Annotated in this window: 22 protein-coding genes; 11 read left to right on the top strand and 11 right to left on the bottom strand. The window is 72.1% G+C overall.

All coding sequences use genetic code 11. The annotated features are described in order from the left end of the window. Positions 1–64 precede the first annotated feature (64 nt). Positions 65–619, top strand: a complete 555-nt coding sequence (locus NZH93_RS27455; RefSeq protein ID WP_259626097.1) for a hypothetical protein — start codon at positions 65–67, stop codon at positions 617–619. A 71-nt stretch (positions 620–690) separates the two neighbouring features. Then, positions 691–1209, top strand: coding sequence for an HD domain-containing protein (locus tag NZH93_RS27450; protein WP_259626204.1), 519 nt, complete (start codon positions 691–693; stop codon positions 1207–1209). 34 nt (positions 1210–1243) lie between these two features. Here the strand turns inward: NZH93_RS27450 and NZH93_RS27445 are convergent, their stop codons facing one another. The 5 genes from NZH93_RS27445 to NZH93_RS27425 are packed head-to-tail and all read right to left on the bottom strand — an operon-like array spanning position 1244 to position 6655. Next, positions 1244–2278, bottom strand: a complete 1035-nt coding sequence (locus tag NZH93_RS27445; protein ID WP_259626096.1) for an acyl-CoA dehydrogenase family protein — start codon at positions 2276–2278, stop codon at positions 1244–1246. Then, positions 2275–3153 carry an acyl-CoA dehydrogenase family protein gene (locus tag NZH93_RS27440; RefSeq protein ID WP_259626095.1) on the bottom strand — a complete coding sequence of 293 codons (879 nt, stop codon included), beginning with the start codon at positions 3151–3153 and terminating at the stop codon, positions 2275–2277. Before NZH93_RS27440 ends, NZH93_RS27445 begins: the two co-directional genes overlap by 4 nt. Continuing rightward, entirely contained in the window at positions 3150–4274 is a 1125-nt protein-coding gene (locus NZH93_RS27435) for an acyl-CoA dehydrogenase family protein (RefSeq protein ID WP_259626094.1), read from the bottom strand. Before NZH93_RS27435 ends, NZH93_RS27440 begins: the two co-directional genes overlap by 4 nt. Positions 4275–4277: 3 nt before the next feature. Beyond that, positions 4278–5111: an enoyl-CoA hydratase gene (locus NZH93_RS27430; protein ID WP_259626093.1), complete on the bottom strand. Its 834-nt coding sequence runs from the start codon at positions 5109–5111 to the stop codon at positions 4278–4280. Further along, on the bottom strand, positions 5108–6655 hold the full coding sequence (locus NZH93_RS27425; RefSeq protein WP_259626092.1) for a FadD3 family acyl-CoA ligase: 1548 nt from the start codon (positions 6653–6655) through the stop codon (positions 5108–5110). Before NZH93_RS27425 ends, NZH93_RS27430 begins: the two co-directional genes overlap by 4 nt. 76 nt (positions 6656–6731) lie before the next feature. Between NZH93_RS27425 and NZH93_RS27420 the strand changes: the two genes are divergently transcribed. The 6 genes from NZH93_RS27420 (at position 6732) to NZH93_RS50035 (ending at position 16287) form a co-directional block, all read left to right on the top strand. Continuing rightward, positions 6732–7865: an acyl-CoA dehydrogenase family protein gene (locus NZH93_RS27420; protein WP_259626091.1), complete on the top strand. Its 1134-nt coding sequence runs from the start codon at positions 6732–6734 to the stop codon at positions 7863–7865. Next, positions 7862–8635, top strand: a complete 774-nt coding sequence (locus NZH93_RS27415) for an SDR family oxidoreductase (RefSeq protein WP_259626090.1) — start codon at positions 7862–7864, stop codon at positions 8633–8635. Before NZH93_RS27420 ends, NZH93_RS27415 begins: the two co-directional genes overlap by 4 nt. 19 nt (positions 8636–8654) lie before the next feature. Beyond that, positions 8655–9257, top strand: a complete 603-nt coding sequence (locus tag NZH93_RS27410) for a TetR/AcrR family transcriptional regulator (protein ID WP_259626089.1) — start codon at positions 8655–8657, stop codon at positions 9255–9257. 12 nt (positions 9258–9269) lie between these two features. Further along, the gene (locus NZH93_RS27405; RefSeq protein WP_259626088.1) at positions 9270–10424 is read left to right on the top strand and encodes an acetyl-CoA C-acetyltransferase; all 1155 of its coding nucleotides are present in this window, start codon (positions 9270–9272) and stop codon (positions 10422–10424) included. A gap of 116 nt (positions 10425–10540) precedes the next feature. Continuing rightward, on the top strand, positions 10541–12907 hold the full coding sequence (locus tag NZH93_RS27400) for a phosphocholine-specific phospholipase C (RefSeq protein WP_259626087.1): 2367 nt from the start codon (positions 10541–10543) through the stop codon (positions 12905–12907). 194 nt (positions 12908–13101) lie between these two features. Next, positions 13102–16287 (top strand): DUF4132 domain-containing protein, encoded by a 3186-nt coding sequence (locus NZH93_RS50035; protein ID WP_308214243.1) that lies wholly within the window; start codon positions 13102–13104, stop codon positions 16285–16287. Between the two features lie 48 nt (positions 16288–16335). Here NZH93_RS50035 and NZH93_RS27390 read toward each other — a convergent pair whose 3' ends face one another. The 4 genes from NZH93_RS27390 to NZH93_RS27375 are packed head-to-tail and all read right to left on the bottom strand — an operon-like array spanning position 16336 to position 19719. Next, a complete protein-coding gene (locus NZH93_RS27390; protein ID WP_259626086.1) occupies positions 16336–17388 on the bottom strand; it encodes an NAD(P)H-dependent flavin oxidoreductase in 1053 nt (350 codons plus the stop codon). Beyond that, positions 17385–18119, bottom strand: a complete 735-nt coding sequence (locus tag NZH93_RS27385) for a CoA-transferase subunit beta (RefSeq protein ID WP_259626085.1) — start codon at positions 18117–18119, stop codon at positions 17385–17387. The genes NZH93_RS27390 and NZH93_RS27385 overlap by 4 nt, the downstream gene beginning before the upstream one ends. Beyond that, on the bottom strand, positions 18116–18955 hold the full coding sequence (locus NZH93_RS27380) for a CoA transferase subunit A (RefSeq protein WP_259626084.1): 840 nt from the start codon (positions 18953–18955) through the stop codon (positions 18116–18118). Before NZH93_RS27380 ends, NZH93_RS27385 begins: the two co-directional genes overlap by 4 nt. Positions 18956–18969: 14 nt before the next feature. Further along, on the bottom strand, positions 18970–19719 hold the full coding sequence (locus NZH93_RS27375) for an enoyl-CoA hydratase family protein (protein WP_259626083.1): 750 nt from the start codon (positions 19717–19719) through the stop codon (positions 18970–18972). A 77-nt stretch (positions 19720–19796) separates the two neighbouring features. On the opposite strand from NZH93_RS27375, the gene NZH93_RS27370 reads away from it, so the two are divergent. Then, positions 19797–20564, top strand: coding sequence for an SDR family oxidoreductase (locus NZH93_RS27370; RefSeq protein WP_259626082.1), 768 nt, complete (start codon positions 19797–19799; stop codon positions 20562–20564). Beyond that, complete coding sequence (locus NZH93_RS27365) at positions 20561–21424, top strand: SDR family oxidoreductase (RefSeq protein ID WP_259626081.1); 864 nt, start codon at positions 20561–20563, stop codon at positions 21422–21424. Before NZH93_RS27370 ends, NZH93_RS27365 begins: the two co-directional genes overlap by 4 nt. Position 21425: 1 nt before the next feature. Here the strand turns inward: NZH93_RS27365 and NZH93_RS27360 are convergent, their stop codons facing one another. Continuing rightward, complete coding sequence (locus NZH93_RS27360; protein WP_259626080.1) at positions 21426–22556, bottom strand: steroid 3-ketoacyl-CoA thiolase; 1131 nt, start codon at positions 22554–22556, stop codon at positions 21426–21428. Positions 22557–22751: 195 nt separating this feature from the next. On the opposite strand from NZH93_RS27360, the gene NZH93_RS27355 reads away from it, so the two are divergent. Further along, the gene (locus NZH93_RS27355) at positions 22752–23930 is read left to right on the top strand and encodes a cytochrome P450 (RefSeq protein WP_276024253.1); all 1179 of its coding nucleotides are present in this window, start codon (positions 22752–22754) and stop codon (positions 23928–23930) included. 62 nt (positions 23931–23992) lie between these two features. Here NZH93_RS27355 and NZH93_RS27350 read toward each other — a convergent pair whose 3' ends face one another. After that, the gene (locus NZH93_RS27350) at positions 23993–24436 is read right to left on the bottom strand and encodes a nuclear transport factor 2 family protein (protein ID WP_259626078.1); all 444 of its coding nucleotides are present in this window, start codon (positions 24434–24436) and stop codon (positions 23993–23995) included. Positions 24437–24449 lie beyond the last annotated feature (13 nt).

The raw sequence follows: 24449 nt of genomic DNA, 5'->3' as shown, positions 1-24449 counted from the left end.
GCTCGATCGGTCCGCAGCAGGCTCGGCACGGCCACAGGGTGGTAGCCGACGAGTGCGGCGGCCCGTGTTCGTTCCGCCGTCAACACCAGATCTGCACCGAACGGCCAATCGCAAAGAAGAGACGGCTTTGCTCCGGCGTCAGGCGATCTACCTGATCGGGTTCGACGAGCGTCCGGAAACGATCGCTTGGCTGATGGACGAGCAAAGGCGCGCTGTGCGTGCGGTGGGCCGGGCGGACGACGTGCCTTCCTGGTTGGCCGTGCGCTCATCCGCGGTGGCGTTGGCCCCCACCGGGAACAGGGAACCCCTGGCTGCTTTCGTGTCGACGGGGCTGGCCGACGACGGGTTCATGGCTCCCGACCGCCTGACGACGTGGGAGGGGGCCCACCTGTTCGAGCACCTGCTCGCCAGTCTGCGTCCGACATCCGACCACATCGAACTCAACGTCCACACGCTCTGGTCGCTGGTGTTGGCCCGTCCGAGGCTCCTCGACTCACGACCCGCACTCCGCGCGCTGGCCAGCGAGAAGTTGGGCGAAGTGGATCGCGGGGATCTCCCCGCTCGCACCCGGCAGGAGTTGGCTAGCGTGGGGTACGCGATTCGACTCGCCGAGCGCTAGGAAGGGCCACCGAAGTGACTGAGGACTCCGCCGACCGAAGTGCTGCTGGGATCGCCGGGTTCGTGTTCGAGATGGGCATCCTGAAGCGGATGCGGCGAGCGGGTTGGTGGCACGTTGGCGTGCGCGATCCCGAGTCGGTCGCCGAGCACAGTCTTCGGGTGGCCCAGTTGGCTTCGTTGATCGCCGCGCAGGAAGGTGCCGATCCGGCGCGAGCGGCGTTCCTGGCGATATGGCACGACTCCCAGGAGACCCGGACGGGAGATGTTCCGCATACTGCTCGTCCGTATCTCGGCAAGGCGGATCCGGAGGCGATCACGGCGGACCAGGTCGCGCGGATGCCCGAGGCGGCGGCGAAGACGGTGAGTGAGGCGGTCGCGGAGTACGAGTCGCAGTCGACCGCGGAGGCTCGGTGCGCGAAGGACGCGGACAAGCTCGAATGCCTGGTCCAAGCCGTGGAGTACCGGTCGTCGGGGTATCAGCACGTGCAGGGGTGGATCGACTCGTCGCGGCGAGGACTGCACACCGACACCGCAAAGGCCATCGCGGACGCGGCGCTGACGACGTCACCTCTCGCCTGGCGGGATCGCTGACCTGTGACCGGCTGAGAAGGTAGGACCACGCTGCTCAGAACACCTGACCCGCCAGCCGCCGGACGTGCTCGGCCGGGCCGCCGAACAGCAGGGCGCTGCCGTGGGCGCGTTTGAAGTACAGGTGCGCGTCGTGTTCCCAGGTGATGGCGATGCCGCCGTGCAACTGGACCATCTCGGCCGCCACCCGGCACAGCGCCTCCGAGCAGTGGACCTTGGCGACCGCCGTGGACACCGGGTCGTCGGCGGCTCCCGACGCCGATCGGGCGGTCTCGACGAGGACGTGCAGGTCGGCCATCCGGTGCTTGAGGGCCTGGAAGGTGCCGATGGGTCTGCCGAACTGGACTCGGGTGCTGGTGTGCTCGACCGTCAGCTCCAGGCAGCGCGCCGCGGTGCCGACCTGTTCCGCGCTCAGCGCGGCGCAGGCGACGTCGCGGACGTGCGGCAGCGCCGCCGGGCCGAGGCGGCGGCCGACCGCGCCGGTCAGCGTGACGGTGGCCAGGCGGCGGGTCGGGTCCATCGTCGGCACGTGCTCGCGCGCCACCCCGTCCTGCGCCGGGTCGACCTCCCACAGGGTGGTCCCGTCGAAAGCCCGAGCCGCCACCAGCAGCACGTCCGCCAGGTCGCCGTCGAGCACGTAGTGCGCCGTGCCGTCGAGCGTGTCCGACGCCGTCACGGCGACGTCGTCGGGGTCCCACCGGCCGTCGGCGCCGGCCCAGGCGAGCGCGGCGATCGTGGTGCCGTCGGCGATCCCCGGCAGCCACCGGTGGCACGCCCGCTCGTCACCGGTGGCGAGCAGCGCCTGGGCGGCCACGACGGCTGAGCCGAGCAGGGGCGCGGGGGTGAGCGTGCGTCCCAGTTCCTCCAGCACGACGTGCGCTTCCGCCAGCCCTGCGCCGAGCCCGCCGTAGACCTCGGGGATGGCGAGCCCGGCCACGCCGATGTCCCCGCAGAGCCGGGCCCACAGGTCGGTGTCGTAGCCGCCCGGCGACACCATCGCGGCGCGGACGTCGGAGTGCTTGGCCAGCAGGGCCCGCACGGAGTCGCGCAGCGCGAGGCGCTCGGTGGTCACAACGCCTCCAGGACGCGGTCCCGGTGTGTCGACGGCCCGCCCCAGGCGCCGACCAGCGCGCGTGTCTTCGTCAGCCACCGCGCCAGGTCGTGCTCCGCGGTGTAGCCGATAGCGCCGTGCACCTGGAGCGCCGTGCGCGCGGCGCGGTAGGCGGCGTCACCCGCGGCGACCTTGGCCGCCGAGACGTCCAGGGAGGTGAGGGTGACCGCGGCGCCGTGCACCAGCGGCCTGGCCAGTTCCAGACCGATCAGCACGTCCGCGAGCTGGTGCTTGACCGCCTGGAAGCCCCCGATCGGCCTGCCGAACTGGGTGCGGTGGCGGGCGTGCGCGGTGGTCATCTCCAGCATCGCCCTGCCGAGCCCGAGGAGCTGCGCGGCGCAGGCGAGGACACCGAGGTCGAACGCCCGGCCCGCCCGCGTGGTCGTGCCGAGCGCGGTGCCGCCGACGACCTCGACCAGCCGCCGCTCCAGGTCGACGGAGGCCAGTTCCTTGACCGGGTCGGCCGTCCGCAGCGTCTCGCCGTCGAGCAGGAAGTACAGCTCGGCCTCGTGCGCGTACGGCACGTGCGGCGGGAACACGACCGACGCGGTGGTCTTGCCGGTCGCCAGGTCGGGCAGCCAGCGGTCGCCGCCGACGTCGGCCAGCAGCGTCGGCACCACCACGACCGACTCCACCAGCGGGCCCGCCACGGCGTGGTGGCCGAGTTCCTCGAACGCGACCACGAGGTCGACCGGATCGGCGGCCAGCCCGCCGAACCGCTCCGGCACGGCCAGCGCCGTGACCCCGATCTCGGCCAGGTCAAGCCTGCCCGCGGCCAGGAAGTCGTGCAGGGCGGCCCCGAACTGGACCTGCTCGGCGGACAGCGCGAACCTCATCGGTCTCCCCTCGGCAGCCCGAGCAGCCGTTCCGCGATCACGTCGCGCTGGATCTCGTTGGTCCCGGCGTAGATCGGGCCCGCCAGCGAGAACAGGTAGCCGTCCAGCCACTCGCCCTCCAGCTCGCCCCGAGGGCCGAGCAGGTCGAGCGCGGTCTCGTGCAGCGCCACGTCCAGCTCCGACCAGAACACCTTGGTGACGCTGGACTCCGGGCCGAGCGCGCCGCCCTCCGCCAGCCTGGTGACCGTGCCGAACGTGTGCAGCCGGTAGGCCTGCGCGCCGATCCAGGCGTCGACCACCCGGTCCCGCAGCGCCCGGTCCGGCGAGGTCCGCCACAGGTCGACGAGCCTGCCCGCGGCGGCCGTGAACCGGCCGGGGCTGCGCAGCGACAGGCCGCGCTCGCTGCTCGCGGTGCTCATGGCCACCCGCCAGCCGTCGCCGACCTCGCCGAGCACGTCGGCGTCGGGCACGAACACGTCGTCCAGGAAGATCTCCGCGAAACCGGGCTCGCCGTCGAGCTGCGCGATCGGCCGTACCGTCACGCCGTCCGCCCGCAGGTCGAAGAGCAGGTAGGTCAGCCCGCGGTGGCGCGGCGCGTCCCGGTCCGTGCGGAACAGCCCGAACCCCTTGTCCGCGAACGCCGCCCGTGAACTCCACGTCTTCTGCCCGCGCAGCAGCCAGCCGCCGTCGGTGCGCACGGCGTGGCTGCGGATCGCGGCGAGGTCGCTGCCCGCCTCCGGCTCCGACCACGCCTGCGCCCACACCTCGTCGGCCCGCGCCATCGCGGGCAGCAGCCGGGCGCGCTGCTCGGGGGTCCCGTGCGCGAACAGCGTCGGCGCGAGCAGGAAGATCCCGTTCTGGCTGACCCGACCGGGCGCGCCCGCCGCGTGGTACTCCTCCTCGAAGACCACCCACCGCAGCAGCGACGCGCCCCGGCCGCCGAACTCCTCCGGCCACGACACGACCGACAGCCGCGCGTCGGCCAGCTCGCGCTCCCACTCGCGGTGCGCCGCGAACCCGGCCTCGGTGTCCATCGAGGACAGTCGCCGCACGTGCTCGGCCAGCCACGCGCGCACCTCGTCGCGGAACTCCAGCGTCGCGTCGTCCAGGTCGAGGTCCACCGCTCAGCTCCCGGCCTTCTTCATGGCGCGCGCGTCCATGCCCGCCAACGAGTCCTTGCCGACCTCGGCGTTGTGCGCGTGCGCGAAGTGGTGCAGCCCGAACACCGAGTCCATGCCCGCCCGCATCCCCATCAGGTCCTCGGACTGGTTGACCGCGCGCTTGGCCAGCGCCAGGCCGAACCGCGGCATCGTGGCGATCCGCTCGGCCAGCCGGTGCGCCTCGGCTTCCAGGTCGACGCGCGGCACCACCCGGCTGACCATGCCCCACTCCCGCGCGCGGTGGGCGTCGAACCGGTCGCCGGTGAACAGCACCTCCTTGGCCGCGCGCGGCCCGAGCACCCACGGGTGCGCGAAGTACTCGACGCCCGGAATCCCCATCCGCACCACGGGATCGGCGAAGAACGCGTCCTCCGCGGCGATGATCAGGTCGCACACCCAGGCCAGCATGAGCCCGCCCGCGACGCACGCGCCCTGGACCATCGCGATGGTGGGCTTGGGGATCTCCCGCCAGCGGCGGCACATCCCGAGGTACACCTCCATCTCCCTGGCGTACCGCAGGTCCCCGCCCTCCTTGCCCACGTGGTCCCACCACAGCACGGACTTCCGCTCGAACGAGGTGTCCACGTCCCGGCCGGGCGACCCGATGTCGTGCCCCGCCGAGAAGTGCTCGCCCGCTCCCGCCAGCACGATCACCGACACCTCGTCGTCGTCGACGGCACGGGTGAACGCGGCGTCGAGCGCGTAGGTCATCGCCGAGTTCTGCGCGTTGCGGTACTCGGGCCGGTTCATGGTCACGACGGCGACGGCGCCGCGCCGCTCGTACTGGACGACGGTCACGTGTCCTCCTTGCGCAGCAGGTGCTTGACGACCTTGCCCCCGGCGTTGCGGGGCAGGCTCGGCGGGAACTTGACGAGCCGGGGGACCTTGTAGTTCGCCAGCCGCTCGCGGCAGAACCCGATCACGTCCCCGGCCGACAGGGCGTGGCCGGGCGCCGTCACGACGTGCGCCACGCCGACCTCGCCGAGCCGGGCGTCGGGCACGCCGACCACGGCCGCCTCCGCCACGCCGGGCAGCCGGGCCAGCACCTGCTCCACCTCGGCCGGGTAGACGTTGAACCCGCCGCAGATGTACATGTCCTTGAGCCGGTCGGTGATGGCGAGGTACCCGCGCTCGTCGACCCGGCCCACGTCCCCGGTGTGCAGCCACCCGTCGGCGTCCACGGCCGCCGCGGTGGCCTCCGGGTCGTCGAAGTACCCGAGCATGACGTTCGGCCCGCGGAGCAGCACCTCGTCCTTGCCCCCCAAGCGGAGTTCGAAGCCCGCCGCGGTTGTCCCGCAGGTCCGGGCGACGGTCTCGGCGTCGTCGCTCGCCCGGCACATCGTCGCCACGACGGCCTCGGTCAGGCCGTAGGCCGTGAGCACCGACGAGAAGCTGAGCTCCCGCTGCATCCGCTCGACCAGCGCGACGGGCACGACCGCCGCCCCCGTCACCGCCAGGCGCAGGCTGGACAGGTCGCGCTCGGCACGGCCGGGGTGGTCGAGCATCGTCTGGTAGATCGTCGGCGGTCCGGGCAGCACGGTGACGCGCTCCAGCTCGACCAGTCGCATGGACTCGTCGACGTCGAACACCCGCTGCGGCACGATTGTCGCGCCGCGCAGCAGGCACGCCAGGATCCCCGCCTTGTAGCCGAAGCTGTTGAAGAACGGGTTCACGACGAGGTAGCGGTCCGACCGGGTGAGGTCGCCGCGCTCGGCCCACGCCTCGGCGACGCCGATCGACTGCCGGTGGGCGCTCATCGCCCCCTTGCTGCGCCCGGTCGTGCCAGAGGTGAACAGGACGTCGGCGACCTGGTCCGGGGTGACCGCGTTCGCGCGCCCCAGGACCACCTCCAGCGGGACGTCCTCGGCGATCCGGTCGAGGTCGGCCCACTCGACCACGCCGTCCGCGCGGGGCTCGTCGACGGTCGGGATCCGCACGAGCACCTCGGGCAGTTCCCGGCCGGTGGCGCGGAGCCGGGCGAGCCGGTCGGCGTCCAGGAACAGCCCCACGACCACGAGCGCGCGGGCTTGGCTGCGGTGCAGGACGTCGAGCGTCTCCGCCGCGGTGAACCGGGTGTTGACCGGCACCAGCACCGCGCCCGCGTGCAGCGCCCCGAGCGCGGCGACGACCCAGTGGTGGGTGTTGGGGGAGCAGAGCGCGACCCGGTCTCCCGCACCGACGCCCAGCGCGGTGAACGCCCGCGCGACCGTGCGGACGCGCTCGCGCAGCTCGGTCCACGAGAGCCGGATGTCCCCGTCCACCAACGCTTCCGCGTCGCCGAAGCGCGCCGCGGCCGCGTCCAGCGCGGCGGGGATGGTGTGCTTGCCGAGTTCGAGGTCCATCACGACTCCAAAGCAAGTGCTTGGTAGGGTAGCCTACGCAGGAAGCCGACCACTTGGCCAGACGCCGGAGGTGCTCGTGCGCGAGGAGAGCTTCCGCCGCGAGGTGCGGGACTGGCTGTCCACCGCGCTCTCCGGCGAGTTCGAAGGGCTGCGCGGCCTCGGCGGACCGGGGCGCGAGCACGAGGAGTTCGACCGGCGCGTCGCGTGGGACAGGCACCTGGCCGCCGCCGGGTGGACGTGTCTCGGCTGGCCGGTCGAGCACGGCGGCAAGGCCCTTCCCCTGGACCAGCAGGTGGTGTTCCACGAGGAGTACGCCCGGTCGGGCGCGCCCGCTCGGGTGAGCCACCTCGGCGAGGAGCTGCTCGGTCCGACGGTGATCGCCTTCGGCACGCCCGAGCAGCGGCGGCGGTTCCTGCCGCCGATCGCGCGGGTCGAGGAGCTGTGGTGCCAGGGCTACTCCGAACCGGGAGCGGGCTCGGACCTGGCCTCCGTCGGCACGAGCGCGGTGCTCGACGGCGACGAGTGGGTGATCACCGGCCAGAAGGTGTGGACGTCGCTGGCGCACGTGGCCGACTGGTGCTTCGCGCTGGTGCGCACGGAACCGGGGTCGAAGCGCCACCGCGGCCTGTCGTACCTGCTGGTGCCCATGCGCCAGGCGGGGGTGGAGGTGCGGCCGATCCAGCAGCTCACCGGCACGTCCGAGTTCAACGAGGTGTTCTTCGACGGCGCCCGCACGGCGCGCGGGAACGTGATCGGCGAGGTCGGCGACGGGTGGCGGATCGCCATGGCCACCCTGGGTTTCGAGCGGGGCGTGGCGACGCTCGGCCAGCAGGTCGGGTTCCGCCGCCAGTGGGACGGCATCGCCGCGCTGGCCGGGCCCGACTGCGACCCGGTGCTGCGCGACAGGCTCACCAGGGCGTGGATCGGGCTGCACGTCATGCGCTCGCACGCCCTGCGCACGCTGGGAGGGCCGCCGGGGCCGGAGGCGTCGGTGACCAAGCTGTTCTGGGCCGGGTGGCACCGCTCGCTCGGGGAGCTGGCGGTGGACGTGCTCGGCGCCCGGTCGATGGTCGCCCCCGACGGCCTGGACGAGTGGCAGCGGCTGTTCCTGTTCAGCCGGGCGGACACGATCTACGGCGGGTCCGACGAGGTCCAGCGCAACGTCATCGCCGAGCGGATCCTCGGCCTGCCGAAGGAGACCCGCCCGTGACGCCCGTCTGCCCGCCCGGCCACGACCTGCTCGCGGGCAAGGTCGTCGTCGTCACCGCCGCGGCGGGCACGGGAATCGGCTCGGCCACCGCCGAGCGCTGCCTGGACGAGGGCGCGAGCGTGGTCGTCAGCGACTGGCACGAGCGGCGCCTCGGGGAGACCCGCGACCGGCTGGCGGCGCTGCACGGCGACCGGGTGTGGTCGGCGGTCTGCGACGTCACCGACGAGGACCAGGTCCAAGCGCTGGTCTCCGGCGCGGTGGAGCGGTACGGCAGGCTCGACGTGATGGTCAACAACGCCGGGCTCGGCGGCGAGAAGTCCGTGCTGGACATGACCGACGACGAGTGGTCGCGGGTCCTGGACGTGACGCTGAGCGGCACGTTCCGCTGCACCAGGGCGGTGCTGAAGCAGATGGTCGCCCAGGGCGGCGGGGTCGTGGTCAACAACGCGTCGGTGATCGGGTGGCGGGCGCAGGCCGGTCAGGCGCACTACGCCGCCGCGAAAGCGGGCGTCATGGCGTTCACCCGGTGCGCGGCGGTCGACGTCGCGGCGCACGGGATCAGGGTGAACGCGGTCGCGCCGAGCCTGGCCATGCACCCGTTCCTGAGCAAGGTGACCAGCGAGGAGCTGCTGACCGAGCTGACCGGCCGCGAGGCCTTCGGGAGGGCCGCCGAACCGTGGGAGGTGGCGAATGTGATCGTGTTCCTCGCCAGCGACTACTCCTCGTACCTCACGGGCGAGGTCGTGTCGGTGAGCAGCCAGCACCCGTGAGAGTCGTGGAGGTACCGGGATGAGTCGATCCGTGCGCAGGGCGGAGCTGCTCGCGTTGGCGGCGGACCTGTTCGCCGAGCGGGGGTTCGTGCCGACGACGGTGCGGGACATCGCGGACGCGGCGGGCATCTTGTCCGGCAGCCTCTACCACCACTTCGACTCCAAGGAGTCGATGGTCGACGAGATCCTGCGGACGTTCCTGGACGAGCTGTTCACGAGGTACCAGGAGATCGTCGACGCCGAGCTGGGGCCGCGCGCGACGCTGGACGCGATCGTCGTGGCGTCGTTCGAGGCCATCGACCACCGGCACGCCGAGGTGGCGATCTACCAGAACGAGTCCAAGCACCTGGCCCAGTTCGAGCGGTTCTCCTACCTGCGCGACCGCGGGGCGGAGTTCCGGAAGATGTGGACCGTCCTGCTGGAGGACGGCGTCCGAGCGGGTGACTTCCGCTCGGACCTCGACGTCGACCTGGTGTACAGGTTCATCCGGGACACCGTGTGGGTCGCGGTGCGCTGGTACCGGCCCGGCGGCGGGCTGTCCGCGCGGGCCGTCGCCGAGCAGTACCTGGGCATCCTGCTGGACGGCATCTCGACGCGGCGCAGGAGGAACACCAAGAGGTAGAGGAGGAGTGGCGTGTCCGAGGCGTACATCATCGAGGCCGTGCGCACCCCGGTCGGCCGACGCGGGGGCGCGCTGAGCCACCTGCACCCGGCGGACCTGGGCGCTCACGTGATCACCGCGCTGCTGGACCGCGTGGACGTCGACCCGATCGACGTGGACGACGTCGTGTTCGGCTGCGTGGACACCGTCGGGCCGCAGGCGGGCGACATCGCCAGGACGGCGTGGCTGGCCGCCGGGTTCCCGGAGCAGGTGCCGGGGGTGACCGTCGACCGGCAGTGCGGGGCGAGCCAGCAGGCGCTGCACTTCGCCGCGCAGGCGGTGATGAGCGGCACCGCGGACCTCGTCGTCGCGGGCGGCGTGCAGAGCATGAGCCGGATCCCGATCGGCGCGTCGATGACCGTGGGCGCGCAGTTCGGCTTCGACGACCCGTACAGCGGCTGCCGGGGGTGGGAGCACCGCTACGGCGACGAGGAGATCTCCCAGTTCCGCGCGGCCGACCTGATCGCCACGCGCTGGGACCTGTCCCGCGAGGTGATGGAGGAGTTCGCCTACACCAGCCACCTGCGCGCGGTGACCGCGATCAAGGAGGGCCGGTTCGACCGCGAGATCGCCCCGGTCGACGGCGTCGCGCACGACGAGTGCCCGCGGACGGACACCAGCGTGGAGAAGATGGCGACGCTGCCGTCGCTGCGGGAGGGCGGTCGGACCACCGCCGCGCTGGCCAGCCAGATCTCCGACGGCGCGAGCGCCGTGCTGGTCGCCTCGGAGCGCGCCGTCCGGCAGCACCGCCTGATCCCGCGGGCGCGGGTGCACCACCTGTCGGCCCGCGGCTCCGATCCGGTGTACATGCTCACCGGCCCGATCCGGGCCACCAGGCACGCGCTGGACCGCGCCGGGATGAGCATCGGCGACATCGACCTGTTCGAGGTGAACGAGGCGTTCGCCAGCGTGGTGCTCGCCTGGGCCAAGGAGACGGGCGCGGACCTGGACCGGGTCAACGTCAACGGGGGAGCCATCGCGCTGGGCCACCCGATCGGCGCGACCGGCACGAAGCTGTGCGCCACCCTCGTCCACGAGCTCGAACGCACCGGGGGCCGGTTCGGCTTGCAGACGATGTGCGAGGGCGGTGGCCAGGCCAACGTGACGATCGTCGAACGGCTCGGCTGACACCGACGGGTTGTCACCGAGGCTGTTCGTCCGTGATCACCGCTGGTAACGTCCGATTAACCCTGTGCGGTCAGCATCGCCCAGCGCCGCCCTGCGCCCTGGACGAGGAGATGACGATGGATCGCCGTTCCCTGCTCAAAGCCGCCGCCGCCGGATCAGGACTGGCCCTGCTGCCCGTGAGCCTGCGGCGGGCGCTCGCGATGGAGGTGCCCGCGGGAGGGTTGGACGCCGTCGAGCACGTCGTGGTGTTCATGCAGGAGAACCGGTCGTTCGACCACTACTTCGGCACGCTGCGCGGCGTTCGCGGCTTCAACGACCCCGCCGCCATCACCCTGCCCGGCGGTGGCTCGGTGTTCCGCCAGCCCAACGGCGGCGGGCACCTGCTGCCGTACCGCGTCGGCGACGAGTTCATGTCCGGCACGCCCCACGGCTGGGGCGACAGCCACCGGGCGTGGAACGACGGTCGGCACGACCAGTGGGTCGCGCAGAAGGGCGTGCGCACCATGACCCACCTGGACCGCGCGGGCCTGCCGTTCTACCACGCGCTCGCCGACGCCTTCACCATCTGCGACGCCTACCACTGCTCCGAGGCCGGTCCCACCAACCCCAACCGCTTCTACCTGTTCTCCGGGACCATCGGCTACGAGCCCGGCACCACGAAGCGCGCCATCGGCAACGATAGCTGGCAGAACCCCGGCCACACCGGCTACACGTGGACCAGCTACGCCGAGCGGCTCCAGCAGGCCGGGCGGAGCTGGCGGGTCTACCAGGAGTGGGACAACTACGGCGACAACTCCCTGGACTACTTCGCCTCGTTCCTCGCCGTCGGGCGCAAGGCGTTGGCCGCCACCAAGGACGGGGCGGGCAAGCCCTACTCGAAGCTGGAGTACTTCTACTACGACGTGGCGTCGGCGTCGGCCGCGCGACGCGAGGAACTGCTGGCGCAACTGGACAAGGGCGTGGCGGCGCTGTCGGCGGCCGACCGGTCGCTGTACGACCGGGGCCTGGCGCGGCAGCGCACCGGGCAGTTGGCGCCGGTCTTCCGCGCCGACGTCGCCGCTGGGCGGCTGCCCGCCGTGTCGTGGGTCGTGGCGCCGGAATCGCAGAGCGAGCACCCGGACTGGGGGCCGAACACCGGGGCCGACCTGGTCAAGCAGGTGCTCGACGCGCTCGCCGCCAACCCGGAGGTGTGGCGGAAGACGGTGTTCCTGCTCAACTACGACGAGAACGACGGGTTCTTCGACCACGTCCCGCAGCCCGCGCCGCCGGCGTCGCCGTCGCAGGGCCTGTCGACCGCGGCGGTGGCCGACGAGATCTACGACGGGTGGCCCATCGGGCTCGGCCAGCGCGTGCCGCTGCTCGTCGTCTCACCGTGGAGCCGCGGCGGCAAGGTGTGCTCCGAGGTGTTCGACCACACCTCCGTGCTGCGGCTGCTCGAACGCTGGACCGGCGTCGCCGAACCGAACATCTCCCCGTGGCGGCGCGCGGTGTGCGGCGACCTCACCTCCGCGCTGGACCTGTCCGCGACCGGCGGCTACCCGCCGCTGCCCCCACCCGTGCCCACGTCCGGCCCGCGCCCCACCTCACCCACCCCGCCCGGCACGCAGGTCATGCCCGTGCAGGAACCCGGCGTGCGCCCGGCCCGGCCGCTGCCCTACGACCTGTCGGCGTCCGGCCGCGTGACGGCGGAGAAGTTCTGGATCGACTTCGCCTCCGCTGGTGCTGCGGGCGCGCACTTCTACGTCTACGCCAACGCTTTCCGCACCGACGGCCCGTGGCGCTACACCGTCGGGGCGGGCCGGACCTTGACCGACTACTGGCAGGCCGGGTCACCGACCGGCGCCTACGACCTGACGGCGTTGGGCCCCAACGGTTTCCTCCGCCGCTTCGCGGGCAACCGGGTCACCGCCACCGCGGGCGGCGCGAACCCGGAGGTGACGCTCCGCCACGCCCCCGCCGACGGCCTGGTGTGGCTGAGGATGACCAACACCGGCGGCGCGTCGTGCACGCTGACCGTGCGCGCGGGCAACCGCGCGGGCGGCCCGTGGACGTACACCCTCGCACCCGGCGCCAGCACCGAGGACTGGTTCTCGGTGGGCAGGACGTCCGGCTGGTACGACCTGACCGCGTCCGGCCCGGACGGCTTCGCCAGGCGCTTCGCGGGCCACTGCGAGACCGGCGCGGAGAGCACGTCCGACCCGGTCATGGGGTCCGTCGCGCTCGCCGGGACTTCACAGGTCGCCACCGGCGAGGTCCGCGTGGACCTCGGCCGCGAGCGGACGGTCACCGCGGTCACCTGCAAGCCCCGCCAGTCCGGATCATACGAGGTGCACCTGAGCACGGACGGCACGTCGTGGGGCAGCCCGGTGGCTTCGGGCACCTTCCCGGACACCGCGACCACCACCGTCCGCCTGTGGCCTGCCACCTCGCGGCACGTCCGCGTGCGGGCGGCGCTGACCGAGGTGACAGCGCTGGGTTGGTGAAATTCCCCTTCCTCCTGGGGAAACCACTGAACCGAATGGTCTGCCGAGCGGAATTGTCGTACCCCCGCAATAGGGTCTGCGGCACCGACCGGGCCGGGGATGTGCGCGAGGACGTGTCCGTCCTTTGTGGATGTTCGATCGGCGCGGCGCGGTGGTCTTCGGAGAAGTGTTCACCGACGAGGAAAAGGGGCGATGTGAGTTTGTCTGCGTTCAGCCTTCCGGCCGAGTGGGAGCCGCACGTGCACGTGCGGCGCGGCGGCGGGGTGCCGGCTGGTGCCGTGGTCGAGGCCGGTGCGGTGGAGGAGGTGCGGGCGGCGCTGGCCGAGAAGATGCCGACGGTGGAGGAGGTGTTGGCCGAGCCGACCAGTGATCAGGAGCTGGTGGTCGCGGCGCGGGCGCACCTGGCCGGTGAGGTGTCGCCGGTGGGTGCCGCCGTGGTGGCGGTGCTGCTGGGGTCCGGGCCGGTGGTGGCGGACGCGCTGGCGGTGGAGCACGGGTTGACGTTCGCCGCGCGTGCCGTCGTCGAGATGCGCTGCGTCGAGCTGTACCGGCCGGGCTACCCGAACACGGCACCCCACCTGCGGCGGGTGCCGATGAACAGCGACCTGAGCGTCGGGACGGCGCGGCGGTTGCGGGCGTTGCTGGCGTCGGCGTCCGAGGAGGAGTACGACGCGGCCATGCTTGCGGCCGGAGCGCACCGCACCGACCTCCGGTCGATGGTGGCCGCCTCGTACCTCTTCCCGACCAGGCAGGGCTGGGTCGACGAGGCGTTCGAGGAGGCCGAGCGGGTCGATCTCGCCTCGTACCTGCGCGTGCCGGTGCACGCCTCGCTGGTCTTCGCGGCGAGCACCGTCGCCCAGGTGGAACGGGCGCTGACCTTCGTGGCCGTCGGGCGGTACCTGAGGAACAGGGACGGGCTGTACACGCTGATCGACGGCGTCGGCGTCGACGTGATGCCCGCGCTCGCGGTGCTGCTGGACCCGAGCCCCGAGCTGGACAGCGGTATTCGGGACCTGGTCCTGGAGACGCTGGCGGTGTACCCGACCGCCGGGACGTTCGACGCGCTGCTGACCCGCCTCAAGGTCAAGCGGGTCCTGCCCGCTGTGCTCGACCTGGCGCGCAAGCATCCCGTGACGGCGCTGGAGCGGTTCGCCGCGTCCGAGGACCCGCAGGTCGGGCCGCTGCTGGAACGCCACCTCAAGAGCCACCCCGAACTGGCCGACCGCGTCGACCTCCCCGAGGCCGCGCGGGCGGTCCTGGAGTCGATGGTGGTCCTGGACGTGGCGCCCGCGGACGCGCTGCCCACCGTGCTGGTGGACCCGCCGTGGGTGGCGGAGGTCGTGCCGGTGGAACCGTTGGTGGTCAAGGGCCTCAAGGCGGTGGACCACGAGGCGGTGGAGTGGGAGCCCGGCGAGCAGGACAGGTACGCTGGTGACAACAACAGCTACTACGACACGGTCGACTGGGCTCCGACCATCGAGGAGTACCGGGCCGGGAGCCTCTACAGCGTCCGGCAGGTCAACCTGTTCATGCACGGCCCGGTGGAGGAACTGCGCCCGCTGCTGTCCGGGTGGGACGTCGGCGCGCTGTCCCTCAGCGCCCACTACGGAAAGTGGCTCCTGGCCCGCTTCGGCGCCGACGCCATTCCGAACGCGCTGGCCATCGCGACGCTGGCGCGGGAGGACAAGGGCGAGGTGGTGGCACCGGTGGTGTCGCTGAAGACGGCGCGGCTGGTCGCGAAGTGGCTGGTGAAGCTCAAGTCCGCCAAGGAGTTCGCCCCGACGTGGCTCCGACGGCACGCCGGGCACGCCGCCCGGTTCCTGGTGCCGGACGCGGTGGGCAAGCCGGGGGCGGCGCGCCAGGCGGCGGAGGCGGCGCTGCGCGTCATCCCGGACCACGCCAGGGACGCGGCGCGCGAGTACGGGCCCGAGGCGGAGAAGGCCGTCGAGGCGGTGCTCGCGGACGTGCCGCCGGTGGTGGCCCCGAAGTTCGGCGAGTGGCTCGTCCAGGTCGTGCTGCCCCCGGTGCTGCTGCGCGGGACGAACCAGGCGTTGTCCGCCGAGGCCGTCGGAAACCTGCTCGTCCTGCTGGCGCTGAGCACGCCGGAGGACGGGCACGCGGAGGTGAAGGCCGTGCGCGAGGCGTTCGACCAGGCGTCGGCGGCGCGGTTCGCGTGGGAGCTGTTCGAGCTGTGGCGGACGAACGGGATGCCCGCCAAGGAGGGGTGGGTGCTGATGTCGCTCGGCCTGCTGGGCGACGACGGGACGGCGCGCGCGTTGGAGCCGTACATCCGCGCGTGGCCGGGTGAGGCGCAGCACGCGCGTGCGGTGGTCGGGCTGGACGTCCTGGCCGTGATCGGCACCGACACGGCGTTGGGGGTGCTGAACAGCATCGCGCAGCGGGTGAAGTTCGACGGGATCAAGCAGCGGGCGCGGGAGAAGATCGAGGAGGTCGCCACCGGGATGGGGCTGACCGCCGAGGAGTTGAGCGACCGCCTGGTGCCCGACTTCGGGCTGGACGACCCGTCGCGGATGACGGTCGACTACGGGACGCGGCGGTTCAGGATCGGGTTCGACGAGCAGCTCAAGCCGTTCGTGCTGGACGAGTCGGGCAGGCGGCTCAAGGACCTGCCGAAGCCGGGCGCGAAGGACGACGCCGAGGTGGCGCCCGCGGAGCACAAGCGGTTCGCGCAGGTGAAGAAGGACGTCCGGACGATCGCGGGCGACCAGGTCGTCCGGCTGGAGCGGTCCATGGTGCTGGAACGCCGGTGGCCCGCCACCGAGTTCCGGACCCTGCTGGTCGCGCACCCGCTGCTGCGGCACCTGGTCCGGCGGCTGGTGTGGGTGACCGGGTCCGGCGAGTCGTTCCGGGTGGCCGAGGACGGCACGTTCGCCGACGCGCACGACGACACCTTCGCCCTGCGAACCGACGCCGTGGTCGGCGTGGCGCACCCGCTGCACCTGGGCGACAGCGTCGCGGCGTGGGCGGAGGTGTTCGCGGACTACGAGATCCTGCAACCGTTCCAGCAGCTCGGCCGTCCGGTGCACCGGTTCACCGAGGCCGAGCTGACGTCGCGGGTGCTGGACAGGTTCAAGGGCGTCGACGTGGAGGTCGGCAGGCTGCTGCGGCTGACCAAGGGCGCGTGGGAACGCGGCACGCCGATGGACGCGGGCATCGAGAACGAGATCACCCGCCCGCTGCCGGGCGGCGGCACGATCGAGATCACCCTGGACCCCGGCCTGGTGATCGGCGAACCGCACGAGTCCGGCCCCCAACTCCTGCGGGAGGTGTACCTGGTCGGCACCAAGCACACCTTCGCCGACCTGAACCCGGTCACCGCGTCGGAGGTGCTGGCCGAACTGGCGACCTTGACGGCCTGAGCCGCTGCTTCTCCGGCCCACCCGCTCGGCGCGGGTGTGCCCGGCAGGTCACCGGGTCGTCCCATCGAGGCCGTGGATGATCGTGGTCGCGTCCGTGACGATGCCGGTGATCAGGTCGGCGCACGTCGGGAGGTCGTCGAGCATCCCTACGACCTGGCCCGACGCGAGTACGCCCGCGTCGGTGCGGCCCTCGACCAGGCCGGAGCGGAGGAGCATCGGGGTGTTGGCGGCCATGACGACCTGTGACCAGGTGAGGTCGCGGCCGTGTTTCATCGACCTTCCCTCGCGGAGCATGGCGGACCAGGAGAGGCCGGTGTGGCCGCGGAACCTGGCGGCGTTGGCGACGGCGCGGAGCAGGCCGCCGAGGCGGCCGGAGTGTTCCAGGCGTTCGACCAGGTCGGTGCGCAGCACGCGGTGGGGGAGGCCGTCGACGCGGGTGGTCACGACGGTGCCGTCGAGGCCTCTGGCCAGGTAGGCCTGCTTCACCGCGTCCGGGACGGTGCTCTCCTTCGTGAGCAGGAAGCGGGTGCCCATGGCCACGCCCGCCGCGCCGTAGGCGAGCGCGGCGGCCAGGCCCCGGCCGTCGAAGAAGCCGCCCGCGGCGATCACCGGGATGTCGACCGCGTCGACGACGGAGGGGAGCAGCAGCGTCGTGGCCACGCCGCCGGTGTGGCCGCCGCCCTCGCCGCCCTGCACGATCACCGCGTGCGCGCCCCACGCGGCGACCTTCTCGGCGTGCCGGGCCGCGCCGACGGACGGGATGACGACCACGCCCGCGTCGGCGAGCTTGCTGATCAGGTCGGGTTTCGGGGCCAGCGCGAACGACGCGACGCGGACCTCGTGGCGGATCAGCAGGTCGACCCGGTCGGCCGCGTCCACCGCGTCGGCCCGCAGGTTCACGCCGAACGGGCGGTCGGTGCGGGCCGTGGTCTCCTCGATGGCCGCTTCGAGTTCCCGGAACCCCATCGTCGCCGACGCGAGGATGCCCAGCCCGCCCGCCTCGGCGGTCGCCGCGACCAGGCGCGGGCCCGCCACCCAGCCCATTCCGGTCTGCACGACCGGGTGCCGCACGCCGACCAGGTCGGTGAGCGCGGTCCTCACGACGGAACCTCGCGGTTCCGCGCGCCCGCGGGGTCGAGCACGGTGCGCAGCAGGTCCAGCTCCACGTCCGTCGGCTGCCTGGTCTCGTCCACCTCGTCGTGCTCCAGCGGGAACGAGGTCTGGCGCAGCACGTCGTCCACGTCGACGCCGGGGTGCACGGAGACCAGGCGCATGGAGTGGTCCGGGGTGTCGAAGTCCAGGACCGCCAGGTTCGTGACGACCCGGTGGACGTCGTGGAACGGCCCCACGGCGTGGTCGTAGCCGACGCCGGACACGACGTCGACGGCGTCGACGAAGACGCGGGGGTTGTGCCGGGGGACCCAGTAGCTGGTGCGGTGGTTGGCGGTGTTGCCGGGAGCGCCGCGGAACCCGAGTAGCTGGCGGGTGGGTTTGGCGTGGTCGCCGATGGCGGAGATGTTCTGGTTGCCGAAGCGGTCGAGCTGGTTCGCGCCCATCACCACGTGCCTGCGGCCGTGCGCCACCACGTCGAACACCCGCCGGTACGGCATCCAACCCTCCACAGTGGACTCCGGGGTCAGCAGGAACGCCTCGCCGTCGGAGAGCAGGAGGTCGGGCTCGGAGGTCAGCCTGGCCAGCCGGGCGCCCAACGAGGGGATGAGGCCCATCGGGCTGGCCAGGATCTCGCCCGCGCCGAGGAACAGGTCGGCGCACGCGACCGCGCAGATCTCGGCGCGGGTGGCGGTTTCCACCGCCACGTCGACCGGCTTCATCGGACCGCCTCCAGGTAGTCGGCCTCGGTGCCGGAGAGGAACCGGTCGACGAAGCCCGGCCAGCGTTCCGGGTCGCCCGCCGCCTCGGCGTACAGCCGTTGGAACGGCTCGTCACGGCCGTAGTCCGGCACGCAGCTCGTGAAGTGGGCGCCGTTCGGCGTCTCCACCACGCCGTCGACCATCATCCGGTTCAGCAGCAACGACTGCACGGGCCCCGACCCGGTGAGGTCGGACGTCTCGACGATCCGTTCGCACGAGACGTACCGGCGGGTCGCGGCGAGGCAGAACAGGTCGTCGAAGTACGGGTCCGGGCCCAGGTACTGGGCGTTGCCGTGCCGGTCGGCGCGGTTGAGGTGGACGAGGGCGGCGTCCAGGCGCAGCGCGGGCATCGCCACCAACTCCTCGCCGTCGTAGGGGGAGCGCACGGTGCGGAGTTCCGGCGCCAGGCGCAGGACGTCCGAGCCGAGACCGGCCCTGATGGGCAGGAACGGGAGCCGGTGGGCCGCGGCCCGCAGACCGCACTGGAACATGCCCTCGTCGAGTTCGAGCACCTTCGGCCCGCCCGCTTCGCGGACCCGGCGGAACCACGGGTCGTAGGCGATGGTGTCGAGCGAGACGAACCCGTAGACGAGCTTGCGGACCTTGCCCGCCGCGCAGAGCAGGCCGACGTCGGGACCGCCGTAGGAGACGACGGTCAGGTCCCGCAGCGGTGACCGCAGGATGGCGCGGACCAGGGCCATCGGCTTGCGCCGCGAACCCCATCCGCCTATGCCGACGGTCATGCCGTCGACGAGTTCGGCGACCACCTCGTCGGGTGTCATCCGCTTGTCCCGCATGGGTCCTCCCGCTGTCAGCGAGCTTTGCCGTCCAGGAACGCCCGGCGCGCGTCGTCCGCCGCGCCGGTGAGGTCCAGCTCGTAGGTGAAGCCCTGTTCGAAGCGGTAGTTGTGCCGCACGGGCTGCGCGTCGATGCCGTTGATCGCTTCCTTGGCGCGGCGGATGACCCTGGTGTCCTTCTTGGCGATCTCACCCGCCAGCGCGTGCGCCGCGCCGTCCAGGTCCGCGCGCGGGACGACCTGGTAGACGCCGCCGTGGTGGTGGAGGTCGGCCGCGGTGATGGTGCGGGCGGTGTAGTAGAGGGCGCGCATCAGGTGCTGCGGCACGAGCCTGGACAGGTGGGTCGCCGCGCCGAGCGCGCCGCGGTCCACCTCCGGCAGGCCGAAGGTGGCGTCGGTCGAGGCGATCACCACGTCGGCGTTGCCGACCAGGCCGATGCCGCCACCGAGGCAGAAGCCGTGCACGGCGGCGATGACCGGCACCGCGCAGTCGTAGACGGCTCCGAAGGCCGCGGCGCAGCCCCGGTTCGCCGCCAGGATGGCCTGGTGGTCCTCGGAGCGCTGGATCTCCTTGATGTCCACGCCCGCGCAGAAACCCCTGCCCTCCGCCCTCAGGACGACGACGTGGGTGCCGGGGTCGTCGCCCGCGTCGCGCAGGGCGTCGGCCAGCGCGAACCAGCCCTTGGACGGCACGGCGTTGACCGGGGGGAAGTCGAGGGTGATGACGGTGATGCCGTCTTCGGTGTGGCTGCTGGAGATTCCCATCGCGCCGCCTTCCGAACCAAGCGATTGCTTGGTAACTTACCAGTGCTCGGGCGACCGGGATAGGGTCGGAGGCGCGCGTGGATCTGGACCTCGGCGGAGCGGTGGTGCTGGTCACCGGCGGGGTTCGCGGTGTCGGCGCCGGGATCAGCCGGGCGTTCGTGGCGGCCGGGGCCGTGGTCGTGGCCTGCGCTCGGCGTGAACCGGACGCGCCCGTGGACGGTGTGGAGTTCCTGTCCTGCGACGTGCGGGAACCGGAGGCGGTGGCGCGGCTCCTCGCGGCGGTCGTCGAGCGGCACGGGCGGTTGGACGTGGTGGTGAACAACGCGGGCGGGGCCCCGTTCGCGATGGTCGCCGACGCGTCGGTGGGGTTCCACCGGAAGGTCGTGGAGCTGAACCTGCTGGCGCCGCTGCTGGTGTCCCAGGCCGCCAACGCGGTGATGCGGGAGCAGGCCACGGGCGGGAGCATCGTGATGGTGGGCAGCGTGAGCGGGCGGCGGCCGTCGCCCGGCACCGCCGTGTACGGAGCGGCGAAGGCCGGGCTGGACGGCCTGACCGCGAGCCTGGCGGTCGAGTGGGCGCCGAAGGTCAGGGTGAACTCGCTGGCCGTGGGGATGGTGCGGACGGAGCTGTCGCACCTGCACTACGGGGACGAGGCCGGGATCGCCTCCGTGGCGCGGACGGTGCCGCTGGGGAGGCTGGCCGAACCGGACGAGATCGGTGCGTGCGCCGTGTTCCTGGCTTCCCCGTTGGCCTCCTACGTGACGGGGGCCAGTCTGGTCGTGCACGGTGGAGGAGAGGTGCCCGCCTTCCTGGCGGCGGCCACCGTGAACTCGGAGTCGACATGAGCCTGTGCGCTGATCGAGTGGTGGTCGTGACCGGGGCCGGGCGGGGGATCGGACGGGCGCACGCGCTCGCCTTCGCCGCTGCCGGGGCCTTCGTGGTCGTCAACGACGTGTCGGAGTCGGCCGCCCACGCGGTGGCGGAGGAGATCGGCCCCTCCGCCGTGGTGAACACCGACGACGTCGCGGACTGGGACGGGGCGGGGCGGTTGGTGCGCACCGCGCTGGAGTCGTTCGGCGGGTTGGACGTGCTGGTCAACAACGCCGGGTTCCTGCGGGACCGGATGCTGGTGACGATGTCGGAGCAGGAGTGGGACGACGTGGTGCGGGTGCACCTGAAGGGGCACTTCGCGCCGTTGCGTCACGCCGCCGCGTACTGGCGGGCCGTGCGGAAGGCCGGGGGGTCCGTCGACGGGCGGGTGGTGAACACCAGCTCCGGCGCCGGGCTGCTGGGGAGCGTGGGGCAGGGGAACTACTCGGCGGCCAAGGCCGGGATCGCCGGGTTGACGGTGGTGGCGGCGGCCGAGCTGGCGCGGTACGGGGTGACGGTGAACGCGATAGCCCCGGCCGCTCGGACGCGGATGACGGAGGGGACGTTCGCGTCCATGATGGCCGCGCCGGAGAGCGGGTTCGACGCGATGGCGCCGGAGAACGTGTCGCCGTTGGTGGTGTGGTTGGGGAGCGTGGAGTCCGGTGACGTCACCGGGCGGATGTTCGAAGTGGACGGTGGGCGGATCGGGGTGGCCGAGGGGTGGCGGCACGGGCCCGTGGTGGACAAAGGGGGGCGGTGGGATCCGGCCGAGGTGGGGGTGGTGGTTCGGGGGTTGCTGGAGGGGGTGTCCAGTTCGCCCGTGTACGGGGCTTGAGCTAGAGGCGTTCGATGATGGTGCCGGTGGAGAGGGCGCCTCCTGCGCACATGGTGATCAGGGCTGTGGTGGCGTCCCTGCGTTCCAGCTCGTGCAGGGCGGTGGTGATGAGCCTGGTGCCGGTGCTGCCCACCGGGTGACCCAGGGCGATCGCGCCGCCGTTGACGTTGACCTTGTCGAGGTCCGGTTTGTGCACCGCTGTCCAGGAGAGCACCACCGAGGCGAAGGCCTCGTTGACCTCGAAGAGGTCCAGGTCGCCCATCTTCATGCCGCTGCGGTTCAGCACGCGGGTGGTGGCGGCTATCGGGCCGTCGAGGTGGTAGTACGGTTCCGCGCCCACCAGGCACTGGGCGACGATCCTCGCCCTCGGGCGCAGGCCGTGTGCTCGGGCCCAGTCCTCGTCCGCCAGCAGCACCGCCGAGGCGCCGTCCGAGATCTGCGAGGACGTGCCCGCCGTGTGGACGCCGTCCTCCAGGACCGGTTTGAGGGCGGCCAGTGATTCCAGGCGGGTTTCCCGCAGGCCCTGGTCGTGGTCGACGACGGCGCCGTTCACGGTCACCGGGACCACCTCCGCGGTGAAACGGCCTTCCGACCAGGCTCGGGCGGCCTTCACCTGGGACCTGACGCCGAACCTGTCCACCTCCTCGCGGCCCATGCCCCGCCTGGCGGCGATGCGCTCGGCCGCGACGAACTGGTTCGGCAGGTCGATCGCCCAGCTCTCGGGCCTGGGCGTCCCTGCGTTGCCGCCCGTGTTGCTGCGCAGGGGGACCCGGCTCATCGCCTCGACGCCGCACGCCATGCCGACGTCGATGGCGCCCGCCGCTATCAGGCCCGCGATCAGGTGCGTGGACTGCTGGGCCGAGCCGCACTGGCAGTCGACCGTCGTGCAGCCGGTCTCCGGCGGGAGGCCCGCGTGCAGCCAGGCCGTCCTGGTGATGTTGTTGGACTGTTCACCCGCCTGGGTGACGGTGCCGCCGATGACCTGCTCCACCAGGCCCGCGTCGATGCCGGTGCGGTCCACCAGCGCCCGCTGCGCCGCGCCCAGCAGTTCCGCCGCGTGGAGGGTGGAGAGCCAGCCGCCGCGCTTGCCGATGGGGGTGCGCACGGCTCCCACGATCACCGGATGCCCCACGTCGATCTCCTCTCGCCGTGCCTTCCCTGAAAGTTAGAACACGTTCTTGATCTGGGCAAGGATGCCCCGTTGAGGGCTTCAATGTCTGCTGTGACTGTGCTTGAATCGAGTAGAACGTGTTCCATATCTGGGTGCAGGAGGTTAGCCGTGACCGAGCCCCGCCTACCCGCTGGTTTCGACTTCACCGACCCCGATATGTACGCGAGCCGAATCCCGGTGGAGGAGTTCGCCGAGTTGCGGCGCACCGCTCCGGTCTGGTGGAACGCGCAGCCGCGGCAGCGCGGCGGGTTCGACGACGAGGGGTACTGGGTCGTCTCGCGGCACGCCGAGGTGAAGGAGGTGTCGCGCAACAGCGACCTCTTCTCCAGTTGGCAGAACACCGCGATCATCCGGTTCGAGGACGGGATGACGCGCGATCGGATCGAGATGCAGCGGCTGGTGCTGCTGAACATGGACCCGCCGGTGCACACGAAGCTGCGCGGCATCGTGTCGCGCGGGTTCACGCCGCGGGCCATCAACAGCCTGCGGGACGCGCTCGACGCCAGGGCCGAGCGGATCGTCACGGCGGCGTTGGAGAAGGGCAGCGGCGACTTCGTCACCGACGTGGCGTGCGAGCTGCCGTTGCAGGCCATCGCGGAGCTGATCGGGATCCCGCAGTCCGACCGGCGCAAGATCTTCGACTGGTCCAACGAGATGATCTCCTACGACGACCCGGAGTACGACCGCGACCCGATGGCGGCGGCGACCGAGCTGCTGGGCTACGCCTGGACGATGGCGGAGGACCGGCGCGGGTGTCCGATGGACGACATCGTGACCAAGCTCGTGCAGGCGGACGTGGACGGGGCCGGGCTGGCGTCGGACGAGTTCGGGTTCTTCGTGCTGCTGCTGGCGGTCGCGGGCAACGAGACGACGCGCAACGCCATCACGCACGGCATGAAGGCGTTCATCGACCACCCGGACCAGTGGGAGCTGTTCAAGCGGACGCGGCCGAAGACGGCGGCCGACGAGATCGTCCGCTTCGCGACGCCGGTGATGTCGTTCCAGCGCACGGCGCTGGCGGACACCGAGCTGGGCGGCGTGCCGATCAAGCAGGGGCAGCGGGTGGGGCTGTTCTACAGCTCGGCCAACTTCGACGAGGACGTCTTCGAGCAGCCCGAGCGGTTCGACATCACCCGTGACCCGAACCCGCACCTCGGGTTCGGCGGCAGCGGGGCGCACTTCTGCCTCGGCGCGAACCTCGCCCGGCTGGAGATCGACCTGATCTTCAACGCCATCGCGGACCACATGCCGGACATCCGGCAGGCCGCCGAGCCGCGTCGACTGCGGTCCGGGTGGCTGAACGGGATCAAGGAGTTCCAGGTCCACTACTCGTGACGCTCGGCGGAACGGCCCGGCACCTGAGGGGGTGCCGGGCCGTTCTCACGTCCTCGTCGGACTCAGACCTGGCGGATCGTGGCCATCGCGCGGTCGACCTCCCAGAATGCGCGCATGGACCTGATCAGGCCGTCCGGGTTCACCCGGTAGACGAACACGCCCTCGGTGTCGATCCGGCTCCCTCCCGGCAGGAACGCGCTGATGGTGCCGACGTTCGCGACCTCGTGCCCGGTGGCGAACGAGTCGTGGATGGCGAACTCGAAGCGCTCGGCCAGCGCGATGGCGAGGTCCCAGAAGGCGGAGATCCCCTCCTGGCCGTGGTGGCCCTTGCCCTCCGGGTCGAACATCGACGGGCCGACCGGGTCCTCCACGACGGCGTCGTCGGCGAACAGCGCCAACCACTCCTCCTTGGCCCCCTTGACCACCGCCTCCATCGACCGCCACGACGCGGTGCGCGCCGGGTGCTCGACCTCCGACGCGGTCCAGGTGATCTCGTCCACCAACATGCGGCCCCACTCC

The sequence above is a fragment of the Umezawaea endophytica genome (assembly GCF_025061645.1).
GTDB classification, from domain to species: Bacteria; Actinomycetota; Actinomycetes; order Mycobacteriales; family Pseudonocardiaceae; genus Umezawaea; species Umezawaea endophytica.
Note: the sequence above shows the minus strand (reverse complement) of the source record. Positions and strands in the feature narration are given on the sequence as shown.